The organism is Paenibacillus sp. LBL (assembly GCF_029893715.1).
In the GTDB taxonomy this organism is placed as follows: Bacteria; Bacillota; Bacilli; order Paenibacillales; family Paenibacillaceae; genus Paenibacillus_AQ; species Paenibacillus_AQ glucanolyticus.
Window position 1 is genome coordinate 90,023 of the sequence record NZ_JARXYU010000010.1, and the last position, 16,063, is coordinate 106,085.

General features: G+C 52.5%; 19 protein-coding genes. All 19 read left to right on the forward strand.

All coding sequences use genetic code 11. The annotated features are described in order from the left end of the window. Positions 1-250: 250 nt before the first annotated feature. The 19 genes from M2277_RS20195 to M2277_RS20285 all read left to right on the forward strand — a co-directional run bounded on the left by M2277_RS20195 (position 251) and on the right by M2277_RS20285 (position 16,063). Positions 251-727: an ArpU family phage packaging/lysis transcriptional regulator gene (locus M2277_RS20195; protein WP_148246506.1), complete on the forward strand. Its 477-nt coding sequence runs from the start codon at positions 251-253 to the stop codon at positions 725-727. 540 nt (positions 728-1,267) lie between these two features. Beyond that, positions 1,268-2,107 (forward strand): hypothetical protein, encoded by an 840-nt coding sequence (locus tag M2277_RS20200; RefSeq protein ID WP_006212549.1) that lies wholly within the window; start codon positions 1,268-1,270, stop codon positions 2,105-2,107. Between the two features lie 10 nt (positions 2,108-2,117). Beyond that, positions 2,118-2,327, forward strand: coding sequence for a YqzN/YkzM domain-containing protein (locus M2277_RS20205; RefSeq protein WP_006212548.1), 210 nt, complete (start codon positions 2,118-2,120; stop codon positions 2,325-2,327). A gap of 2 nt (positions 2,328-2,329) precedes the next feature. Further along, entirely contained in the window at positions 2,330-3,796 is a 1,467-nt protein-coding gene (locus M2277_RS20210) for a phage tail sheath family protein (protein WP_280755430.1), read from the forward strand. Positions 3,797-3,889: 93 nt separating this feature from the next. After that, complete coding sequence (locus tag M2277_RS20215) at positions 3,890-4,297, forward strand: phage tail tube protein (RefSeq protein ID WP_006212545.1); 408 nt, start codon at positions 3,890-3,892, stop codon at positions 4,295-4,297. A 579-nt stretch (positions 4,298-4,876) separates the two neighbouring features. Further along, on the forward strand, positions 4,877-5,311 hold the full coding sequence (locus M2277_RS20220; protein WP_006212544.1) for a phage tail assembly chaperone: 435 nt from the start codon (positions 4,877-4,879) through the stop codon (positions 5,309-5,311). A gap of 23 nt (positions 5,312-5,334) precedes the next feature. Next, positions 5,335-5,469, forward strand: coding sequence for a hypothetical protein (locus M2277_RS20225; RefSeq protein WP_006212543.1), 135 nt, complete (start codon positions 5,335-5,337; stop codon positions 5,467-5,469). 17 nt (positions 5,470-5,486) lie between these two features. Further along, a complete protein-coding gene (locus M2277_RS20230; RefSeq protein WP_280755431.1) occupies positions 5,487-7,265 on the forward strand; it encodes a hypothetical protein in 1,779 nt (592 codons plus the stop codon). Positions 7,266-7,330: 65 nt separating this feature from the next. Beyond that, on the forward strand, positions 7,331-7,975 hold the full coding sequence (locus M2277_RS20235; RefSeq protein ID WP_006212541.1) for a LysM peptidoglycan-binding domain-containing protein: 645 nt from the start codon (positions 7,331-7,333) through the stop codon (positions 7,973-7,975). Further along, complete coding sequence (locus M2277_RS20240; RefSeq protein WP_280755432.1) at positions 7,972-8,949, forward strand: XkdQ/YqbQ family protein; 978 nt, start codon at positions 7,972-7,974, stop codon at positions 8,947-8,949. The genes M2277_RS20235 and M2277_RS20240 overlap by 4 nt, the downstream gene beginning before the upstream one ends. After that, a complete protein-coding gene (locus M2277_RS20245; RefSeq protein WP_006212539.1) occupies positions 8,942-9,331 on the forward strand; it encodes a hypothetical protein in 390 nt (129 codons plus the stop codon). Before M2277_RS20240 ends, M2277_RS20245 begins: the two co-directional genes overlap by 8 nt. Beyond that, positions 9,324-9,782 (forward strand): DUF2634 domain-containing protein, encoded by a 459-nt coding sequence (locus M2277_RS20250; protein ID WP_280755433.1) that lies wholly within the window; start codon positions 9,324-9,326, stop codon positions 9,780-9,782. Before M2277_RS20245 ends, M2277_RS20250 begins: the two co-directional genes overlap by 8 nt. Further along, on the forward strand, positions 9,782-10,936 hold the full coding sequence (locus tag M2277_RS20255; RefSeq protein ID WP_280755434.1) for a baseplate J/gp47 family protein: 1,155 nt from the start codon (positions 9,782-9,784) through the stop codon (positions 10,934-10,936). The genes M2277_RS20250 and M2277_RS20255 overlap by 1 nt, the downstream gene beginning before the upstream one ends. Next, positions 10,929-11,495 (forward strand): YmfQ family protein, encoded by a 567-nt coding sequence (locus M2277_RS20260; RefSeq protein WP_280755435.1) that lies wholly within the window; start codon positions 10,929-10,931, stop codon positions 11,493-11,495. Before M2277_RS20255 ends, M2277_RS20260 begins: the two co-directional genes overlap by 8 nt. A 1-nt stretch (position 11,496) precedes the next feature. Continuing rightward, positions 11,497-13,005 (forward strand): phage tail protein, encoded by a 1,509-nt coding sequence (locus tag M2277_RS20265; RefSeq protein WP_280755436.1) that lies wholly within the window; start codon positions 11,497-11,499, stop codon positions 13,003-13,005. Positions 13,006-13,069: 64 nt separating this feature from the next. After that, positions 13,070-13,675, forward strand: a complete 606-nt coding sequence (locus M2277_RS20270) for a hypothetical protein (RefSeq protein WP_280755437.1) — start codon at positions 13,070-13,072, stop codon at positions 13,673-13,675. A gap of 475 nt (positions 13,676-14,150) precedes the next feature. After that, a complete protein-coding gene (locus tag M2277_RS20275; protein ID WP_280755438.1) occupies positions 14,151-14,573 on the forward strand; it encodes a phage tail terminator family protein in 423 nt (140 codons plus the stop codon). Then, entirely contained in the window at positions 14,570-14,743 is a 174-nt protein-coding gene (locus M2277_RS20280; RefSeq protein ID WP_172963904.1) for a hypothetical protein, read from the forward strand. The genes M2277_RS20275 and M2277_RS20280 overlap by 4 nt, the downstream gene beginning before the upstream one ends. Then, complete coding sequence (locus tag M2277_RS20285; RefSeq protein WP_280755439.1) at positions 14,744-16,063, forward strand: phage tail sheath family protein; 1,320 nt, start codon at positions 14,744-14,746, stop codon at positions 16,061-16,063.

The following is a 16,063-nucleotide window of genomic DNA, read 5'->3' on the forward strand; positions in this document are numbered from 1 at the left end:
GTATAAACACATTCACAATCTTTGCCAACAGGTAAAATAAAAGAGAGGATTATTGCCAAAAGGCAAGAAAACGAGAGTTATGATCCCTATTTTCGTGAAAAGTTCACCCTTTTGATGGTTTACGTCTCTCTCCAAATAGTGGTATATTAATGAAAAAATACGAACAATATACGAACGTAAGAATGAGACCACCTTCTGCCAAATGGCAAATTAAACTTTGAAAATGACATTCAAAAGGGAGTGTTTTAAAATGAATCCATTTTTACCGGAATTAGATCGCAGAAAAACCCAGCATGCCGTTGAGGCGATATTCGAGAAATATCGTATCTATAAAACCATTACATTCGAAGTAAGAGAGGTAAGCGTCACCGCTTCCTACATGGAACGGTTCCATGGGCCAACCAACGTAACCTCGGATCAAACGGCGAAGGTCGCTATATATAATGTAGATGTTCCAGCGGCGAGGAAGCAGTATTGCGAGACCATCGAATCGATTGTGGAACGGCTTGGCGAGCGGGAACAGCTCCTGATCCGGGAACGGTATATGAAGCATGACGACGTATTTGATTACAAGGTGTACAACCATATCCTCGAACCGCCGGTCAGCAAGGATACGTATACGAAGATCCGCACCCGGGCGTTCTATAAACTGGCCTTGGCCTTGGCGGACAGGGGATTGCTGAAACTGAACGAGTTGGAAAAAGCCATGAAAAGCACACGGAGCTGAGCTGGTACATGTCCAGCTAGAACAGCATATGGAAGTTTAAAGCTGGTACATGCCCAGCTAGAAAAGCACATGGAAGTTTGAGCTGATACACGCTCAGCTAATGGATCCAAGCAAACGATAACCGGAGCACCTCTAAGAGGCGCTTCGGTTTTTTTGTTTCAAGATGTGTGCAGTTTACCATGATGTTAGAACTCAAAGGAGGTTGTGGATTATACAATAAATACGAACAAGTGTTCTTGCTTTTTTCCGCCGACAATCCACTTTAAGTTCCGCTTTAACCGTCCAACGATACGTCAGCGTATCCGATTTAGGGGTGTAAGATTGTATTATCGGGAATGAAGCAAAAGAGCATACCGAACACGCATCGTGTAGATGTAGGCCGGCCTTGTAGAGGACCGGTTTTTTGCTTTCGGATGAGTTTCGATTGCTTCATTTTCGATCCCTATATGAACAGAAAGGAGGGGCCGTGTTGCACAATGTGATCGTAGTGACAAGCTGCCTGTCCGATGAACGAGCGGAAGCCGTCCGGCAATCTGCGGAATGAGAGGGGCGGTCAGGCAGGCCGTTGTAGGCATCATTCCGGAGCTTGAAGGCCGCGTGTATGATGTATACCCGCCGGATGGGGCCGTTGAGCCTCTTTTTGCGGCCATCACGCTCGGTGAGGACGTATGGAAATCCTCATGGGCGGGGTACCGGCAGGTGGTTCGCTTGAAGCTGTATGCGAATCCTTCCGAATTGCTGCAGCTGGATCGCTGGGCGAATCAATTAATTCCGGGACTTCACCGCAAGCGGGTTACCGGAGCAGACGGGAACAGCTTCAAGCTGCATTATTTGGGTGTGCCGGAAGCCGACAAGTTCGATCCATCCACAGGCAAAATGATCCGAATCATGCGATTCGGTGTCTATGTGCCGGAGCTTTCAGGAGCCGGTTTCACCGGACAGCCTGACGAATGGCTGAGTGCGCTGGCAGCCTGGACGGGAGATGTGCTGGGCAATTCCTGGAGCATCTACCACACGGCATGGCCGGCAGGGCGGGACGATTGCGCCATGTTATGGCGGATGACGGGTTGTGAGACCCGAATGGCGGGTGCTTCGATGGTTGAGGTCCGCAAAACCTTCACCGGGCACATCGCCGCTCTGGATTCCGGAAGCGAGCAGCTCACCGCTGTAAGGCTTGTGGAGGAGCTGGGCACCCAGGTTCAGCTGCTGCTGGATTCACAGAATCGCCGCTATGCATCGGTGGTTGAGATTGCGAGCGATATGCAAGCCGATCCCATTCTCGACGGACAGCTGAAGCTGACCCTGGCGCAGCGGAAGCTGCGTTCACCGGAAGAAGCAGCCTTGATCAGGCGCGTTAACATTCAACCTATTTTAAAGTGAGGTGGCCACAATGGCTGTGAAAAAAACAAACAAGGCGGAAGCCCAGAGCAGCAGCGCTCCGCGATATGCACTTGCAGAGCTTAAAGCACACGCCAAGGAATTGTTCGAGGTTCGGACGGAAGTGCTCGCAGGCGCCATGTATGGAATTGACGGAGCGTTGTTCACGGTAGCCGAGGTCAAAGAAAAAATCCAACAATTTATGAAAGCGAAGGTGGTCTAATCATGGCGGGTGGAACATGGGAAAGTACAAATAAACCGGTATTGCCGGGGTTGTATATGAATTTCAAGGCGGCGGCCGCTTCGGCGATCCAGGGCGGAGCCCGAGGTACGGTCGTTGTGCCGGTCAAGGCCAATTGGGGACCGGTGCGCGAATTCGTAGAAATCGGAAGCGAGTCTGCGATTGCCGACCTGTATTCTGTGGATAACCAGGACGGGGCAACGGCCTACGAGACGCTTTACCTGGCCTTGCTCGGCGGTCCGAAGAAGCTGCTGGCTTATCGCCTGGCAGATAACACAGCAGCCGCGGCAACTGTTACGCTTCAAAATGCGGAGGCCACGCCATCCGATGTGCTGAAGCTCACGGCTAAATACCCGGGCAGCCGGGGCAACGGCTTCTCGGTCAGCGTTCAGCCGTCGCTGATTGATCCGGCAGCCCGGGAACTTCGCCTCTATGAAGGCGCCAAGCTGCTGGGTTCTTACACAAGTGAAGACGGTTCAGCCGCTTCGATTGCGGCTCAGATCAATGCGGATGACGCGAATCTCTGGGTAACGGCTGCAGCGCTGGATGCTGCCGGTATTCCCGCCGATGTGAGCGGTGCCATGCTGTCCGGAGGCAAGAGCGGCAACGGCAGCCTGACCAACGCGGATTACATCGAGATGCAGGATGCGGTCGAAGGTCAGGAGTTCAACGTGCTGGCACTGGATTATGCGGCCGATATGGCTCTGCTGCAAAGCTTTGCCGCTTGGGTGAAGCGCCTCCGCCAAGAGGGACGCGGCGTGCTGGCGGTGTTCGGAGGGAGCGCTGCGGACGACACCTCCAAGGATGCAGCAAAACTGGCGGCAGACCGTTCGCTTGCATTGAACCACGAAGGGATTATCAATGTCGGTACGGGCGTGCGTCTGTCCGGCGTGAACTACAGTTCCGCCCAAACCGCTGCTTATGTAGCCGGGCTCATTGCCGGCCAACGCTTGAATCAATCCGCTACATACGCGGTAACGCCTTTTGAGGATGTGACCCGGCGCTGGACACGCTCCGAGCAGGAGCTGGCCGTACGCAGCGGTGTGTTCGTGCTCTTCTATGACGGACGCCAGGTAAAGGCGCTGCGCGGAATCAACACACTGGTGAGTCCGGCAGAAGGTCAAAACAATGCCTGGAAAAAAATCCGTTCGATCCGCGTCATGGATGCGATCCATGCGGATTTGCAGCTGGCTGCCGAACAAACCTACATCGGCAAGGTAAACAACACGGAGGAAGGCCGACTCGCATTGATTGGCGCCGTGAAGGAATATCTCGCTTCGTTGTCGCTCAGCAATGTCATTGAGCCTGATGGCTATGACGTCATTCTCGATCCGTCCTATTATGGCGATTCCGCCGTGAACACGCCGGAACCCGATCAGGTCTTCCTGCAGTGGAACGTGAAGCTGACCGACGTGATGGAGCAGCTGTTTGGAACATTCTACGTGCAATAAATAGGACGCCCGATCAGCGTATTTAAGATACCACGAACTGCCCGAAGAGGGCTTTGTTTGATTAAAACCTAACCATTCGAGGAGGAACTTAACATGTTGGATGCTTCAAGAGTCATTATGGGGACATACGGCCAGGCGTATATTGACGGGGTATGGCAGACGCATATTAACAAGCTGGAAGCCAGCGTGGAATTGGAGAAGCGCGAGCTGAAGCTGGTCGGCAACGACTGGACGGTGCACAAGAACGGCAGCAAAAAAGGAACGGGCACGATGACCGGCTACAAGGTCACCTCCGATATGATCTCCCGCGGCTTCACCAAATTCGATATCATCTCCAAGCTGGATGATCCCGAATCCTACGGTCATGAGCGCGTTCGCCTGATCCGCTGCATGCCGGACAAAATCCAGCTGGCCAACTGGACAGCGGGTGAGGAAGTGCAGGAAGAAACTTCCTTCACCTTCGAGGGGTATGAGCTGCTGGATCCGATTCAGGGGGATTAAGAGGGACAGACTTGATGTGTGCAGGATGTAAAGTCGGGGGCTGTTCGTTTTAGGACGCCAATGGCTCCTCAGAGAGCAGCGTGTCCCTTTTACGGGTGTACTTCTATTTGTGTCTTTTGAGTAGCGGACTCTGGTTCCGTTATGTCTTGGGATATTGCCATAATTTTAGATTTAGCGGACATGAGATGCGCTATTGGGTCTATTATTGGCACTTTTATTGTGTTTTCGCGCAAATAGCGGATCGTGGGTCCGTTCAGTTTCTAAAAACAACCCATTTATTCGAAATAGCGTCTGCTGGGTCCGCTTTAAGAGTAGGGTCCAAACGATGGGAGCCGGTGGCTAGCCGCTGGATGATTTTGATGAATGCTATGTTGGTTATGACAGCTGAAGTTAAGCATAGAGGGAGTGGCTGCATGTACGGATTCGTTCTGCCCATTTCCTCATGCGTTTGAAGGTAGGGGATTGTTACACTGTACACTACTGTACCCTTCAATCCTTCATCGGAACAGACATTGGCTCGCGTAGCAGCCCCATTGAGGGCACCGATTTGATTACTTGATTCATAAAGGAGATAGACGCATGAGTTTAAACGAGAACATGAGCGAAGAGCAAATTTTGGATGGTCTGTTTGAGGCGGCGGAGAAGCTGCCGGAGGAAACCGTACGCATTAAGCGGCTGGATATGCAGATGGTACTGCAAGGCTTGACCTCTAGTAAAGTGGACAGCATCCGCGAGCGCTGCACAGTCCGCCGGACGATCAAAGGCGCGGTGGACGAGAAGGTGGATACGGAGACTTTTAATGCATTGCTGATCTCCGAGGCCACCAGCAGCTTGTCCGTAAAGGGTCTGACGCTTAGCGGCTGGGGTGATTCCCGGATTACCAGCCGCTTGAAGCTGTCGGGCGGAGAGCAGGCGGTCCGCCGCATGCTGCTGGCGGGTGAACTGGATGCCGTAGGCGATAAGGTGCTGGAGCTTTCCGGCTTCGGGGTCGAGATTGCTGACCTAAAAAACTGATCGGCTCCGGGGGAATGACATCGATGCTGTACCATCTGTGGGTCCGGCATCACCTTCGTCCCGGAGATTTTTGGCTGCTGCCGCGAGGCGAGCGGCTGCTGCTGCTTGCCTTCTCCCAGGAGGAGATGGAGGGCATGGCCGGTCAGAGCTTGAAGTGAACAGGAGGTGAAATGAAATGGCTGAAGCCATGAACTACCGCATGAATCTGGTCATCGATCCGAAAAACGTGATCAAGGCCAACCGCGAGCTGCGGGCGATGGAGCGTTATTTTGAGCGGATCCAGGGACGCGTCATGCGAATCGGGCGCACCCGCATGGCGCCTGAAATCGTGCTGAAGGACAGCGCCTCGAAAGGGCTGGATAACCTGCTTGCCAAGATGCAGCGGGTGAAGTCGCAGGTGATCCAGGCCTCGGCCAATGTGAAGCTGAACGTGCAGAAGCAGATCGATACCAATCTGAACTTAAGCGTGCAGAAGCAAATCCAGGCGAGTGTTATGGTGGATTTGCGGGCATCGGGGCTTGATTTTACTCCCATGATCGATGCCTTGAAGGCGAATACGGAGGCTGTGATTCAGCTTACGAGTTCGCTTGGGGCGATAAAGCCCGCAGGCGGGAGCGGGAAAAAATCTGGTTGGGATACGGCGATAGGTATATTGGGGAACGTAGCGTTGGTTGGTTCCACTATGCGTGGCACGGGCCAAATGAAAGATAAACACCAGAAGATGCGCGAGGCCTGGAGTAAAGATAAACCTGCTGATAACAAGCCCGCTGAGGTCAACAAAGAACGAAGGGTAGGCTCCAGAAATAGGGGGCGTCAGGCGAATCAAAACACGGCTGCTGTTCCCAAAACTGAACAAGCGGAGAAACCTTTAACGAAGTGGGGCAAGGCTTTTAACAGAGCTGAAAAAACAGGGGACTTTATAGAAAACGTTGGATCAACGGGAAAGGGGGCAGTGGAATTACTTAAGAAGGCCTCAGATTTTGCCAAGGATATGTTCGGCGGCGGTGGTGCCAGCGGCATCGTTTCCGGAGGTTTGGCAGGTGCTAGCAAGACGGGTGCAGGGTCAGACGCCGTAAAACAGGCGGCCGATGGCAGCGCAGCAAACGCAGTGAAAAATGCCGGCAAAAACGGCCTAGGCTCCGGTTTAATGAAGGGTCTTGGTAAACGGGCCCTTGGTCCGTTAGGATATATAGCCGATGCGGCCGCAATCGCTACCGCTAAACCAGGGAAAGAGCGCAATCAAGCCATGGGCTCTGCCGTTGGCGGCGGCATTGGAAGCACAATTGGCGGAATTGTCGGCTCCGTGATCCCGGTTGCAGGGACCTTGATTGGATCGACGCTCGGCGGCACCGTTGGAAGTTTTGTTGGCGAGAAGGTAGGCGGTGCCATAACGGGCATCAGCGAAAAGTTTAATGAGAGCAAGGAGAAGGTATCGGCATGGTTCTCCAAGACGTTTTCCTTTGGAAAAAAAGACGAGGAAGCAGTCAAGCCGAAGGAGGCTCCAAAGTCGCCGCCTCCTAATTCCAACGTGACTGCTCTTCCGGCTCCCATCATTCCGAAACCAGCGCCGGCTGATTTCAACAAGCCGCTGCTGCCGAACCCAGCTCTGAATCCGATGTATGGTTCCTATGTGCCGCCTAGTCATGCTGCAAGCATGAGTACTTTTGGGCCGCCTGCAAGTGCTGCCCAGAACCAGGCTTTTGCCGGGAAGCCAACGTCCCCGCAGTCCGTTCAGATTAGTCCGGACCAGATGAGCACCATATCCGGCTTGCTGATGGACTTCAAAACGGAGACAACCGTCAACTACAATCTTCCTCCAGGTGCGGTGCAGGTTACGGTTCATGAGGAACACCCTGTCGATGTCGAAGGCTTGATCCTTCTGATTGGGCAGAGGCTGAGAGCCGAATTCAGCAAGGCGGCGCAGAACCGGAAGCCGACCCCGATGGCCTATTGAGGATAATCGATAATGACAGGCATGAAAGGGGCGGAACGCATCCATACAGAAAGGAGGGGCCCAAGGTGGAGTTTCTTTTGAAGAATGGAAAGGGCATGACGTTCATATTCCCGGTTAATCCCGAAGAGGTGACCATTTCACGGCAAAAGGGCCTGGAAACGGCCACGATTCTTAACTATGGAGAGTTTGATTTTCCCCAGGGCAATCGGATCAAGGAGATTTCGTTTTCTTCATTTTTCCCGCAAGAGTATGATGCAGCATTCTGCAAGGGGGATAAGAAGGATCATATTAAACCCCAAACCGCGATGAATAAACTTAACGAGTTTCTGGCGTATAAAACGCCGCTGCAGTTCGTCATTACCGAGACGGCGGTGAATGTGCCGGTGTATGTTGCTTCCCATCAGTCCACGTTCCGTGGCGGCGAGGTCGGGGATGTGTATTTTGATATCACGCTTCGGACCTGGAGCGATATGAAGGTAGCCAAAACAGCGGGCAGCAGCGGGGCAGCGGGAGCGAATAAAAAGCCTCGGGCAGACATGAAGGAAAAGAACAAAACCTACATTGTGAAGTCAGGGGACTCACTCTCCAAAATCGCCAAGCTGGAGCTCGGGGACAGCTCAAAATGGAACCAGATCTACAAGCTGAACCAGAAGATGATCGGTAAAGATCCGAACGCCATCAAGCCTGGACAGAAGCTGGTGTTGTCATGAGTTACAAGGTGATTTTGCAGGATCAGTACGATTTATCTCCCTTAGTAGAAGCTATCCATCTGCGGGATTCGCTTGAACAAGTTGCCTATCAGGGGACCGTCAATCTGGTCGTAACGCCGGATATGCCGCCGATCTCGCCGGGAATGGCAATCCGTATCAGCGGAATTCCTTACGGCAAGAAGGATTATGTCCCCCTGCTGCACCCGGCTGTCGTGTGGGAAGTGGAAACTTCGAATAACGGGGTGAAGCGAATGACCCTCACACTGTACGACCGTACGGTCTATCTGGACAAATCAGAGGATGAGTACCTGTTCCCGGCGAAGCAGACGGCCACCCAGCGGTTCAAAAAGTACGCAGCCGACTGGAACCTGAAAATTGCGGTTTTGCCGGATACCGAGAAGCAGTTGGGACGTTCCGTTTACCGCACGCAGTCGATCTACGCAAGTATGTTCGCTGATCTGCGGGAAACGGCCAAAGCCGGCGGCAAGCTGTACCACCCGAGAATGATCTCTTCCGGGCTGGAGCTGTATGAGCTTGGAACGAATCGAGATGTGTATATCCTGGAGGCTTTAGCCGATACCACGCAATCGCGGACGCTGGAGGGTGCGGCGACCAAGGTCAAGGTGCTGGCAACGGCCGCAAGTGAGACGGGACAAGAGGTTCCGTCCAAGGTGATGGCGATTGAGGAAAAAGATATCGCTAAATATGGCCAGCTCCAGGCCATTATTCAAGATGATGAAGTGAAGTCGCCTGCGGCTGCCCGCCAGCTGGCTCGAAATAAATTGAGAGGAATTCGGGAGACCATTTCCCTCAATGCACCCGACATCAATACGATTCGCGCCGGTGATGCGGTGATGCTCGGTTCGATGAGGCTGCTCGTCATTTCCGTCAGTCGAGAGCTGGGCAGCCCCGGTAACATGATGCTGGAGCTGGGGAGTTACGACGATGTAAAAAGGAGGTTTTACCTTGAATAAAGACCCCTATGGACAACTGGCGTCCTCCCTGTATGCCTCATTAAACAAGCAAACTCGTCAAGCCGTGGGCGGCGTGGGGGCCGTGCTTGGCACGATAACCTCGACAGGACTCAAGCTGGATGATTTCAAGCATGAGCTGCAGGACTATATGGTGGCGGAGCTGCCGGGCTTGTTGTCCTTACCCCGTTATACGGCTGCTGGCAGCGCGAATCTGGGGGGCCAGCAGCAGGATATGACGTTCGATGTGGAAGAGCATGAAATGGAAGACACCCTTTTTCAATTGGGAAAAGGCTTGAAGCCGGGGGATCGTGTGCTCGCCGTTCGGGTCAACAGCGGCAATGACGTGGTGGTCGTGTGCAAGGTGGTGAGCAGCGGTGGCTAATTTATTTCCGGAAAGTGATGACATGATCTGGAGTGATGCCACGGATCCGGAGGTGCTGGAGGGAGCCGGGGCTGTTTTTGGACGGAGCTGGCGGTATGATTTTGAAGCTGGCGAGTTTATTATGACACCCACCCGGAAGATTCCGGTTGCGGACGAGAAGGAAGCCTGGGTCATCTGGTGTGAAAAAGCGATTCGTACGCCGCGTTACCGTCATCTGATCTATACGCGGGATTACGGCAGCGAGCTGGAGGAGCTGGTCGGCAAAGGCTACGACCGTGCCTTGCTGGAAAGTGAAATTCAGCGCATGGTGACTGAGACGCTGCTGGCAGATGCGCGGACGGAGAGCGTGGACCAATTTCTTTTTGTCTGGGAAGGAGAAGCTTGCCGTTTCAGCTGCCGTATTACGAGTGTCCGGGATGAAACGGAAATTATAGAAAGCGTGGTGATCTGATGGCAGACTTGCCGTTATATTTGCAGGATCAGACGGAAGAAAATATTATGAACCGCATGCTGAATCAAGTGCCTTCGGACATCGACAAGTCGGAGGGCTCTTTTATCTGGGATGCGCAGGCACCGGTGGCATTTATGCTGTCCGAGGCGGCCTTGTGGGCGCAGGAGCTGCTGCGGCGCGGCTTTGCAAGCACCGTGGCAAGTGATCGTCCGGAGATCCGGTCAGCCGAACTCGATCTGAGGACAGCAGAACATGGGATCACGAGACGAGAAGCGGTCGCTTCGTCCGGTAGTGTTGTGTTTACGGGAAAACCGGGGACAACGGTGCCTGCCGGAACTTATGTAGCAACACCGGCCGATGAAGGTTCCGGGGAGTCCTCGGTGGAATATGTGACGATATCCGGCGTTACGCTGGGTGACTTGGGTACCGGCACGGCGCCGATTCGAGCCGTTACACCGGGCAGCAGCGGGAATGTTCCGGCAGGCGTCATTCAGCTTATGATGACGTCGGTCAGCGGCGTAACATCGGTTACCAACCCGGAACCCACGCGGAGCGGGACGGATACCGAAAGCGACCAGTCGCTGCTGGAGCGTTTTTACGCCAAGGTTCGCAGTCAGGGGACCAGCGGCAACAAAGCGCAGTATATGCTGTGGGCCAATGAGATTGCCGGCGTTGGCGGTGTGGAAGTGGCGCCGCTGTGGCAAGGGCCCGGCACGGTCGGGCTATATCTTCTGGATACGGACAAGCGTGCGGCAAGCCAGGATATCGTGGATGCCGTTCAGGGGCACATTGACCCGTCCCAGGATGGGCAGGGGGAAGGCGTTGCCCCGGCAGGTCCGGTTATCACGGTGATGCCCGCGGCGGAAGTAGCGATAAATATTTCCGTCAAAGTGCAGCGCACGCAGGAGCAGCCCTCGACGATGGATGAAATCCGTAAGCTGATTGAGGACGGTGTTCGTTCATATTTACAGCAGATCGCTTTTAACAGGAAAGATCCGTTGGTTCGTTACACGAGAATTGCCGCTGTACTGCTGGATATTCCGATTATTGTGGACTACTCGGATTTGACGATTAACGGCCACAGCGAGCAGCAAAATATTGAAATTGGCTCCGGTCAGGTAGCGGTGCTGGGGACGGTGAGCGTAAGTGAATAATGTCCGAATGAACAGCTTGCGCGGTCGCGAGCTGTTTTCTTATCTCCCGGCCTATTACGAGACCTCGCGCGTCATGTTATCCGATATGGATGCCAAGGGCAGCGAGCTGGACGCGCTTTATCAAGCGCTGAATTCAGCGGCGGACCAGTTTTTTGTCCGTACAGCCACCTGGGGGCTGGCACACTGGGAAATGGAGCTGGGCATTCCCACCGACCGGAACAAGCCAATCGAGCAGCGGCGGGCGGTGCTGGAGTCCAAGCTGCGCGGAGCAGGAACCTTCTCCGGTGCGCTTGTAAAAAATGTGGCGGAGGCTTATGACGGCGGTAAGGTCGAGGTTTTTTTTCAGCCAGAGGCATGGGGCTTTACCGTCAAGTTCGTGGATACGCTCGGCATCCCGCCGAATCTGGAGGACTTGAAGGCCGCAATCGAGGAGATCAAGCCGGCGCATCTGGCGGTGGCGTATGTGTTCAACTACTTGCTCATACACGATATTCATGATGTGATGACCCTGGGTGAACTGGGGCAGACGCCATTAAACAAATTTGCAGGAGGTGTTTGAGTTGTCCAGTAACACACCGAATTTAGGACTATTGAAAAAAGACCCGATGGTGGATGGCAATGAGACCTTTAACATCGAGACGATGCTGAATGAGAACTGGGATAAGGTTGATGAGGCGGTGGGGAATATTAAAGTTCCAGACGCTTCGTTGACGGAGAAGGGGATTGTGCAGCTCTCCAGCGCCACAAATGGTACGAGGGAGAATGTGGCGGCTACGGAGAAAGCGGTGAAGGATGCTGCTCTTCAGGCGAAATCATACACCGACCAACAGATTAGCCTGGTCACGGAAACAGGCATCCCGAAGCTGGTCAGCTACCCGCTATTGGTGACGGCCACAGCCGATAATCAGAAGGTATTCGAGATCCCGCTTGACCTTTTCGACGCTGACACTGACACCTTGCTAGTAGCAATTAATCGGGCTGCTCTGGACCCGACACAATACACCGTGACCAACACAGTCCGAAACGCTGCTGGGGAAGTCAGTCAGAGGGCGAAGATCACTCTTCTTTCCGGCGTGGCCTCAACGTCTGAGGTGACGATGGTAGTCCTGAAAAACGTTCCAATCGGCCCGGAGGGCGCGATCAATGGTGCAGTGCTGGCGATGGATTCTGTCCCGATCAATCGAGTAAATGGGCTGCAAGATCAACTAGACGGGGCTTTTCAAGCTGGCAATGAGCGAAAAGCGGAAGTGGTTGCCGCGCTTGTTGCCATCGGAGTACCGGCATCCACTAGTGAGACATGGGCGCAACTCATACCGAAGATTGCGGCAGTTATTCGGGCGACGGGAAATGCTACGGAAGTAGACCTTTTGGTTGGAAGAAGCGCTTCTAATTCTAACGGCCCATTTAACGGAAGCATGCCGGACCGGAGCGCCCAAAATGAGCATATGCCAGGTATTGATAAAACGGTGTGGGCGGGTGATCGGTATTTCATCAAGCCACCCGGAGGTTATTATAACGGGTTAACCTGGGTAACGGCAGCCGAGCCGCATCTCATCGCGGGTAATATTCGGGCGGGTACAAGTATCGGAGGGATTGCAGGAAGCCTATATCCAGCAATGCCCGCTACAGGGGCTTTCGACATCAATAATGGGGATGGTAGATACCCCGGAACCTACGATACCTTGATGTATACGATCCCGGCAGGTGTTAACCTGTTCAGCATGTCCGGGACAGGTGAATGGACATGGAGAGTGCAAAATGTAGCATGCAAAATTCACATCATCCTCAAAGATTCGAATAATATGGAATTTCAAGCACTATATGGGGAACCACAATCTTTGACGTACGACATTACGTTTACCCTGAGTCCGCTCATAATCTACTACCCCACAAGATCCGTCTCTATTTCGGGCAGCGCGGATCAAGGAGCCTATATTCCTGTGGGTCCTACCATTCCCGCAAACTTTAACTTGAATGGACCTGTGCGGATTATCATGCGGATTGTAAACACCAATGGCGATAATCTTTTTGTCTATGCTCGATGCACTAAAAAATACTGGCAAGCTTAAGGAGAGACTGGGTATAGTGCACCGCAAGATCTTAATGATATTTTGTAGAGGGAGATGAACACACATGGCAAAGGGAATCACCTTGCAAGAGCTTGATACATCGACGGTAAGCCAAATAGCTTTAAAGAATACTTTGGGTAATTTGTCTGAACTGAAAACGATCAATAAGGACAATACAGTTGCAGCTATCAACGAGCTTTTTACAAATGTCAGTAATGGAAAGACTTCGGTCGCTGCCGCTATTACTGGCAAGGGAGTACCAGCATCAGGTGGCGACGAGTTTGCAGTATTGGCGAATAAGATATCGCAGATTAAAACGGGGAAGGATTATTATGAAGCTAATCTAGGAACCATAGCAGCTTCTGGACACCTCACATTTAATACAGGGTTCCTACCTCGAATTGTTACTGTAACTTCTTCCCTTTCCGGCGGTGATCAACAGGTAGTCTACACTACCACAATTTTTGTCTTCCCATACGGAGGGAGGCCTGCGAGCCAGGCGCCGATTTCATCCATCTCAGACGGTGGGTTTATGTCAATACGTAAGGGTGACGGAACCCCGTATTATCCCGGCGATGTAGCCGATGGGAAATTCTTGACATCATCTTTTAGGGTCTATAATGCACAGACAGCGCCTTGGTATAACGTCTTTGTAAGAGCATGGGCATAGGGAGGGAGACTTATATGTAAGATAGGGACAGACCATTTTTGAAAACAAAGAAACGGGTAAGCTCATCTATAACACTGTGGAAATAACCACTATTGATTTAAATAAAAAGAGAACATGAATTATTATAAAAAAATATATAAGATTGTTCTTTCACGACGAGATTTCACTTCATCTGAAATGGGAAGTTGACATCGTTTGAGTTGCAGTACCTGATAAAATTGGTCCAGTCAACCCTGTCTCCAAGGGCTAAAGTGATCTTAAAACGTCAAACCCCACCCGTTGAATGCCTGCTTGAAACGAGCAAAGCTCAGTTAGAAAATTCTACTTGGCCTCTCTCCGTTGCATGCAGAGTTTAATGGAAAGAAACCTTTTCTCAGTGATATGATTGTTCAATGAATGTCAACTTCGCCGTCTAGAGTTTACTCGATAGACATCCCAGTTAAAGAGAGGAACATAAAGTATGATTGTTCAGGAGATGCAAGCTTCTCTGAAAAGCGTCTTACAAACGAATTTCACCGACATCCCCCTCATCTCCAAAGAGGATGCCGCCCTACTACCTCCAGCCCCATACTTCCAAACCGAGCTAACCCTAGCCGAGTTCGAGCCGATATCGACCCATCGATATGCGGCTCGTTTTCGTTTCAGGATCCATTACGTTCCGGTTGCTGGAAAGCCAGTGTCCGCGATCATGGACACGATGCTGGAGAGCCTGACATCCCTGGATGTCAGCGGCCGACCATGCCGGGCATCGGCAGTGGCGTGGGAGCGACCCACGGGGAATGACGGGGCAGCGGGAGAAGGATATTTTCGCGCAGAGTATGTCATTCAGATGACGACCGATCAGGTCGAAACGGAAACCAAGATGCAAACATTGAAACAGGGAGGCGAATTGAAATGAGTAAAAAAGAAACGGTACCAACATTCAACAAGTTTCAGCTGGCACAGTCCAATCAATTCAACAATCGCGAGAAGGATGTGCTGAGCGCCATTCTCGAAGAGGGCAAGGCGTACACCGTTCAGCAAGCAAAGGACCAGATGACTACATTTTTGAAAAAGGAGGTCATTTAAATGGCCGGAGGAACATGGACAACACCCAACAAAGTAAGACCAGGCGTATACACCCAAATCTCATCGCAGGAGCAGCCGATCGGGCGCGTAGGTGAAAGGGGGATTGCCGCAATGGGCTTGTCCCTTCCATGGGGAGAACCCCAAAAGATTCTGACGATCAAACCAGGTACCAATCTGGTCGAGGTGCTGGGTTATGATATCACGGCACCGCAGCTGCTTTCGGTAAAAGAAACCCTCAAGCGTGCTGGCACACTCCTGCTGTACCGCTTGAATAGCGGCGTACAAGCAACTGGTTCGGTTGCCGGACTGAAAGCGACTGCTCTTTACGGCGGCGAACGTGGGAATGACATCCAGATCGTTGTTGAGAACGCGGTGGATGATCCCGGGAAGTTTGTGGTCAGTACGCTGCTGAGCGGCAAAGCTGTGGACAAGCAGCTTGTAGCTAGTGCGGCCGAACTGGAACCGAACTTGTACGTAGCCTTCGCACCGGATACCGGTGATCTAACTGCAACGGCTGGGTTTGCTCTCACAGGCGGCGCGAACGGCACCGTAACCAACCAAGACCATGTGGATTTTCTTGCCGGGCTTGAGGTCCAAGACTTCCAGACCGTAGGTCTGTTGTCTGAAGATCCAACGCTCAAGTCCCTGTATACCGCCTTTGTCAAGCGTCTTCGCGAGTCAGAAGGCAAGAAGGTGCAAGCTGTATTGTCTGATTACCCTGCTGCGGATTATGAAGGCATCATTAGCGTGAAAAATGGTGTTGTTCTCACCGACGGGACCGTTGTAGATAAAGTAAAAGCCGTTGCTTGGGTTACTGGTGCTACGGCTGCGGCAGCTGTTAACGAATCGCTCACGTATGCAGCGTACGACGAAGCGGTGGATACCGATGTTCGCCTGAGCCATACGGAGATTGAAGCGGCGCTCACGAAGGGCGAGTTCCTGTTCAGCTACAGCGGCGGCAAAGCCGTGGTCGAGCAGGATATTAACAGCTTTACTTCGATTGAACCGGCGAAACAGCGCCATTTTTCCAAAAACCGAGTGGTCCGCGTGCTGGATGGCATTGCAAATGACCTGAAGCTGATTTTTGAGAAGTCTTATATCGGGAAAGTAGACAACAACGTGGATGGACGGACTCTGTTCTGGGCGGAATGTGCTGCGTATTTTGCGTCTTTGCAGAATATCGGAGCAATCCAGAATTTCGATGCAAACGAGGATATTGTGGTGACGCCGGGTACAGAAGGCGATGTGCTGTTTGTGGATATCAAGGTACAGCCAGTGGATGCAATTGAAAAAGTATACATGAAAGTGAAGGTGGTCTAA

What these genes read in the sequence shown, in the direction of transcription:
- M2277_RS20195 (WP_148246506.1), top strand. Translation starts at nt 251, where the DNA reads ATGAATCCATTTTTACCGGAATTAGATCGCAGAAAAACCCAGCATGCC.
- M2277_RS20200 (WP_006212549.1), top strand. Translation starts at nt 1,268, where the DNA reads ATGAGAGGGGCGGTCAGGCAGGCCGTTGTAGGCATCATTCCGGAGCTT.
- M2277_RS20205 (WP_006212548.1), top strand. Translation starts at nt 2,118, where the DNA reads ATGGCTGTGAAAAAAACAAACAAGGCGGAAGCCCAGAGCAGCAGCGCT.
- M2277_RS20210 (WP_280755430.1), top strand. Translation starts at nt 2,330, where the DNA reads ATGGCGGGTGGAACATGGGAAAGTACAAATAAACCGGTATTGCCGGGG.
- M2277_RS20215 (WP_006212545.1), top strand. Translation starts at nt 3,890, where the DNA reads ATGTTGGATGCTTCAAGAGTCATTATGGGGACATACGGCCAGGCGTAT.
- M2277_RS20220 (WP_006212544.1), top strand. Translation starts at nt 4,877, where the DNA reads ATGAGTTTAAACGAGAACATGAGCGAAGAGCAAATTTTGGATGGTCTG.
- M2277_RS20225 (WP_006212543.1), top strand. Translation starts at nt 5,335, where the DNA reads ATGCTGTACCATCTGTGGGTCCGGCATCACCTTCGTCCCGGAGATTTT.
- M2277_RS20230 (WP_280755431.1), top strand. Translation starts at nt 5,487, where the DNA reads ATGGCTGAAGCCATGAACTACCGCATGAATCTGGTCATCGATCCGAAA.
- M2277_RS20240 (WP_280755432.1), top strand. Translation starts at nt 7,972, where the DNA reads ATGAGTTACAAGGTGATTTTGCAGGATCAGTACGATTTATCTCCCTTA.
- M2277_RS20255 (WP_280755434.1), top strand. Translation starts at nt 9,782, where the DNA reads ATGGCAGACTTGCCGTTATATTTGCAGGATCAGACGGAAGAAAATATT.
- M2277_RS20270 (WP_280755437.1), top strand. Translation starts at nt 13,070, where the DNA reads ATGGCAAAGGGAATCACCTTGCAAGAGCTTGATACATCGACGGTAAGC.
- M2277_RS20275 (WP_280755438.1), top strand. Translation starts at nt 14,151, where the DNA reads ATGCAAGCTTCTCTGAAAAGCGTCTTACAAACGAATTTCACCGACATC.
- M2277_RS20280 (WP_172963904.1), top strand. Translation starts at nt 14,570, where the DNA reads ATGAGTAAAAAAGAAACGGTACCAACATTCAACAAGTTTCAGCTGGCA.
- M2277_RS20285 (WP_280755439.1), top strand. Translation starts at nt 14,744, where the DNA reads ATGGCCGGAGGAACATGGACAACACCCAACAAAGTAAGACCAGGCGTA.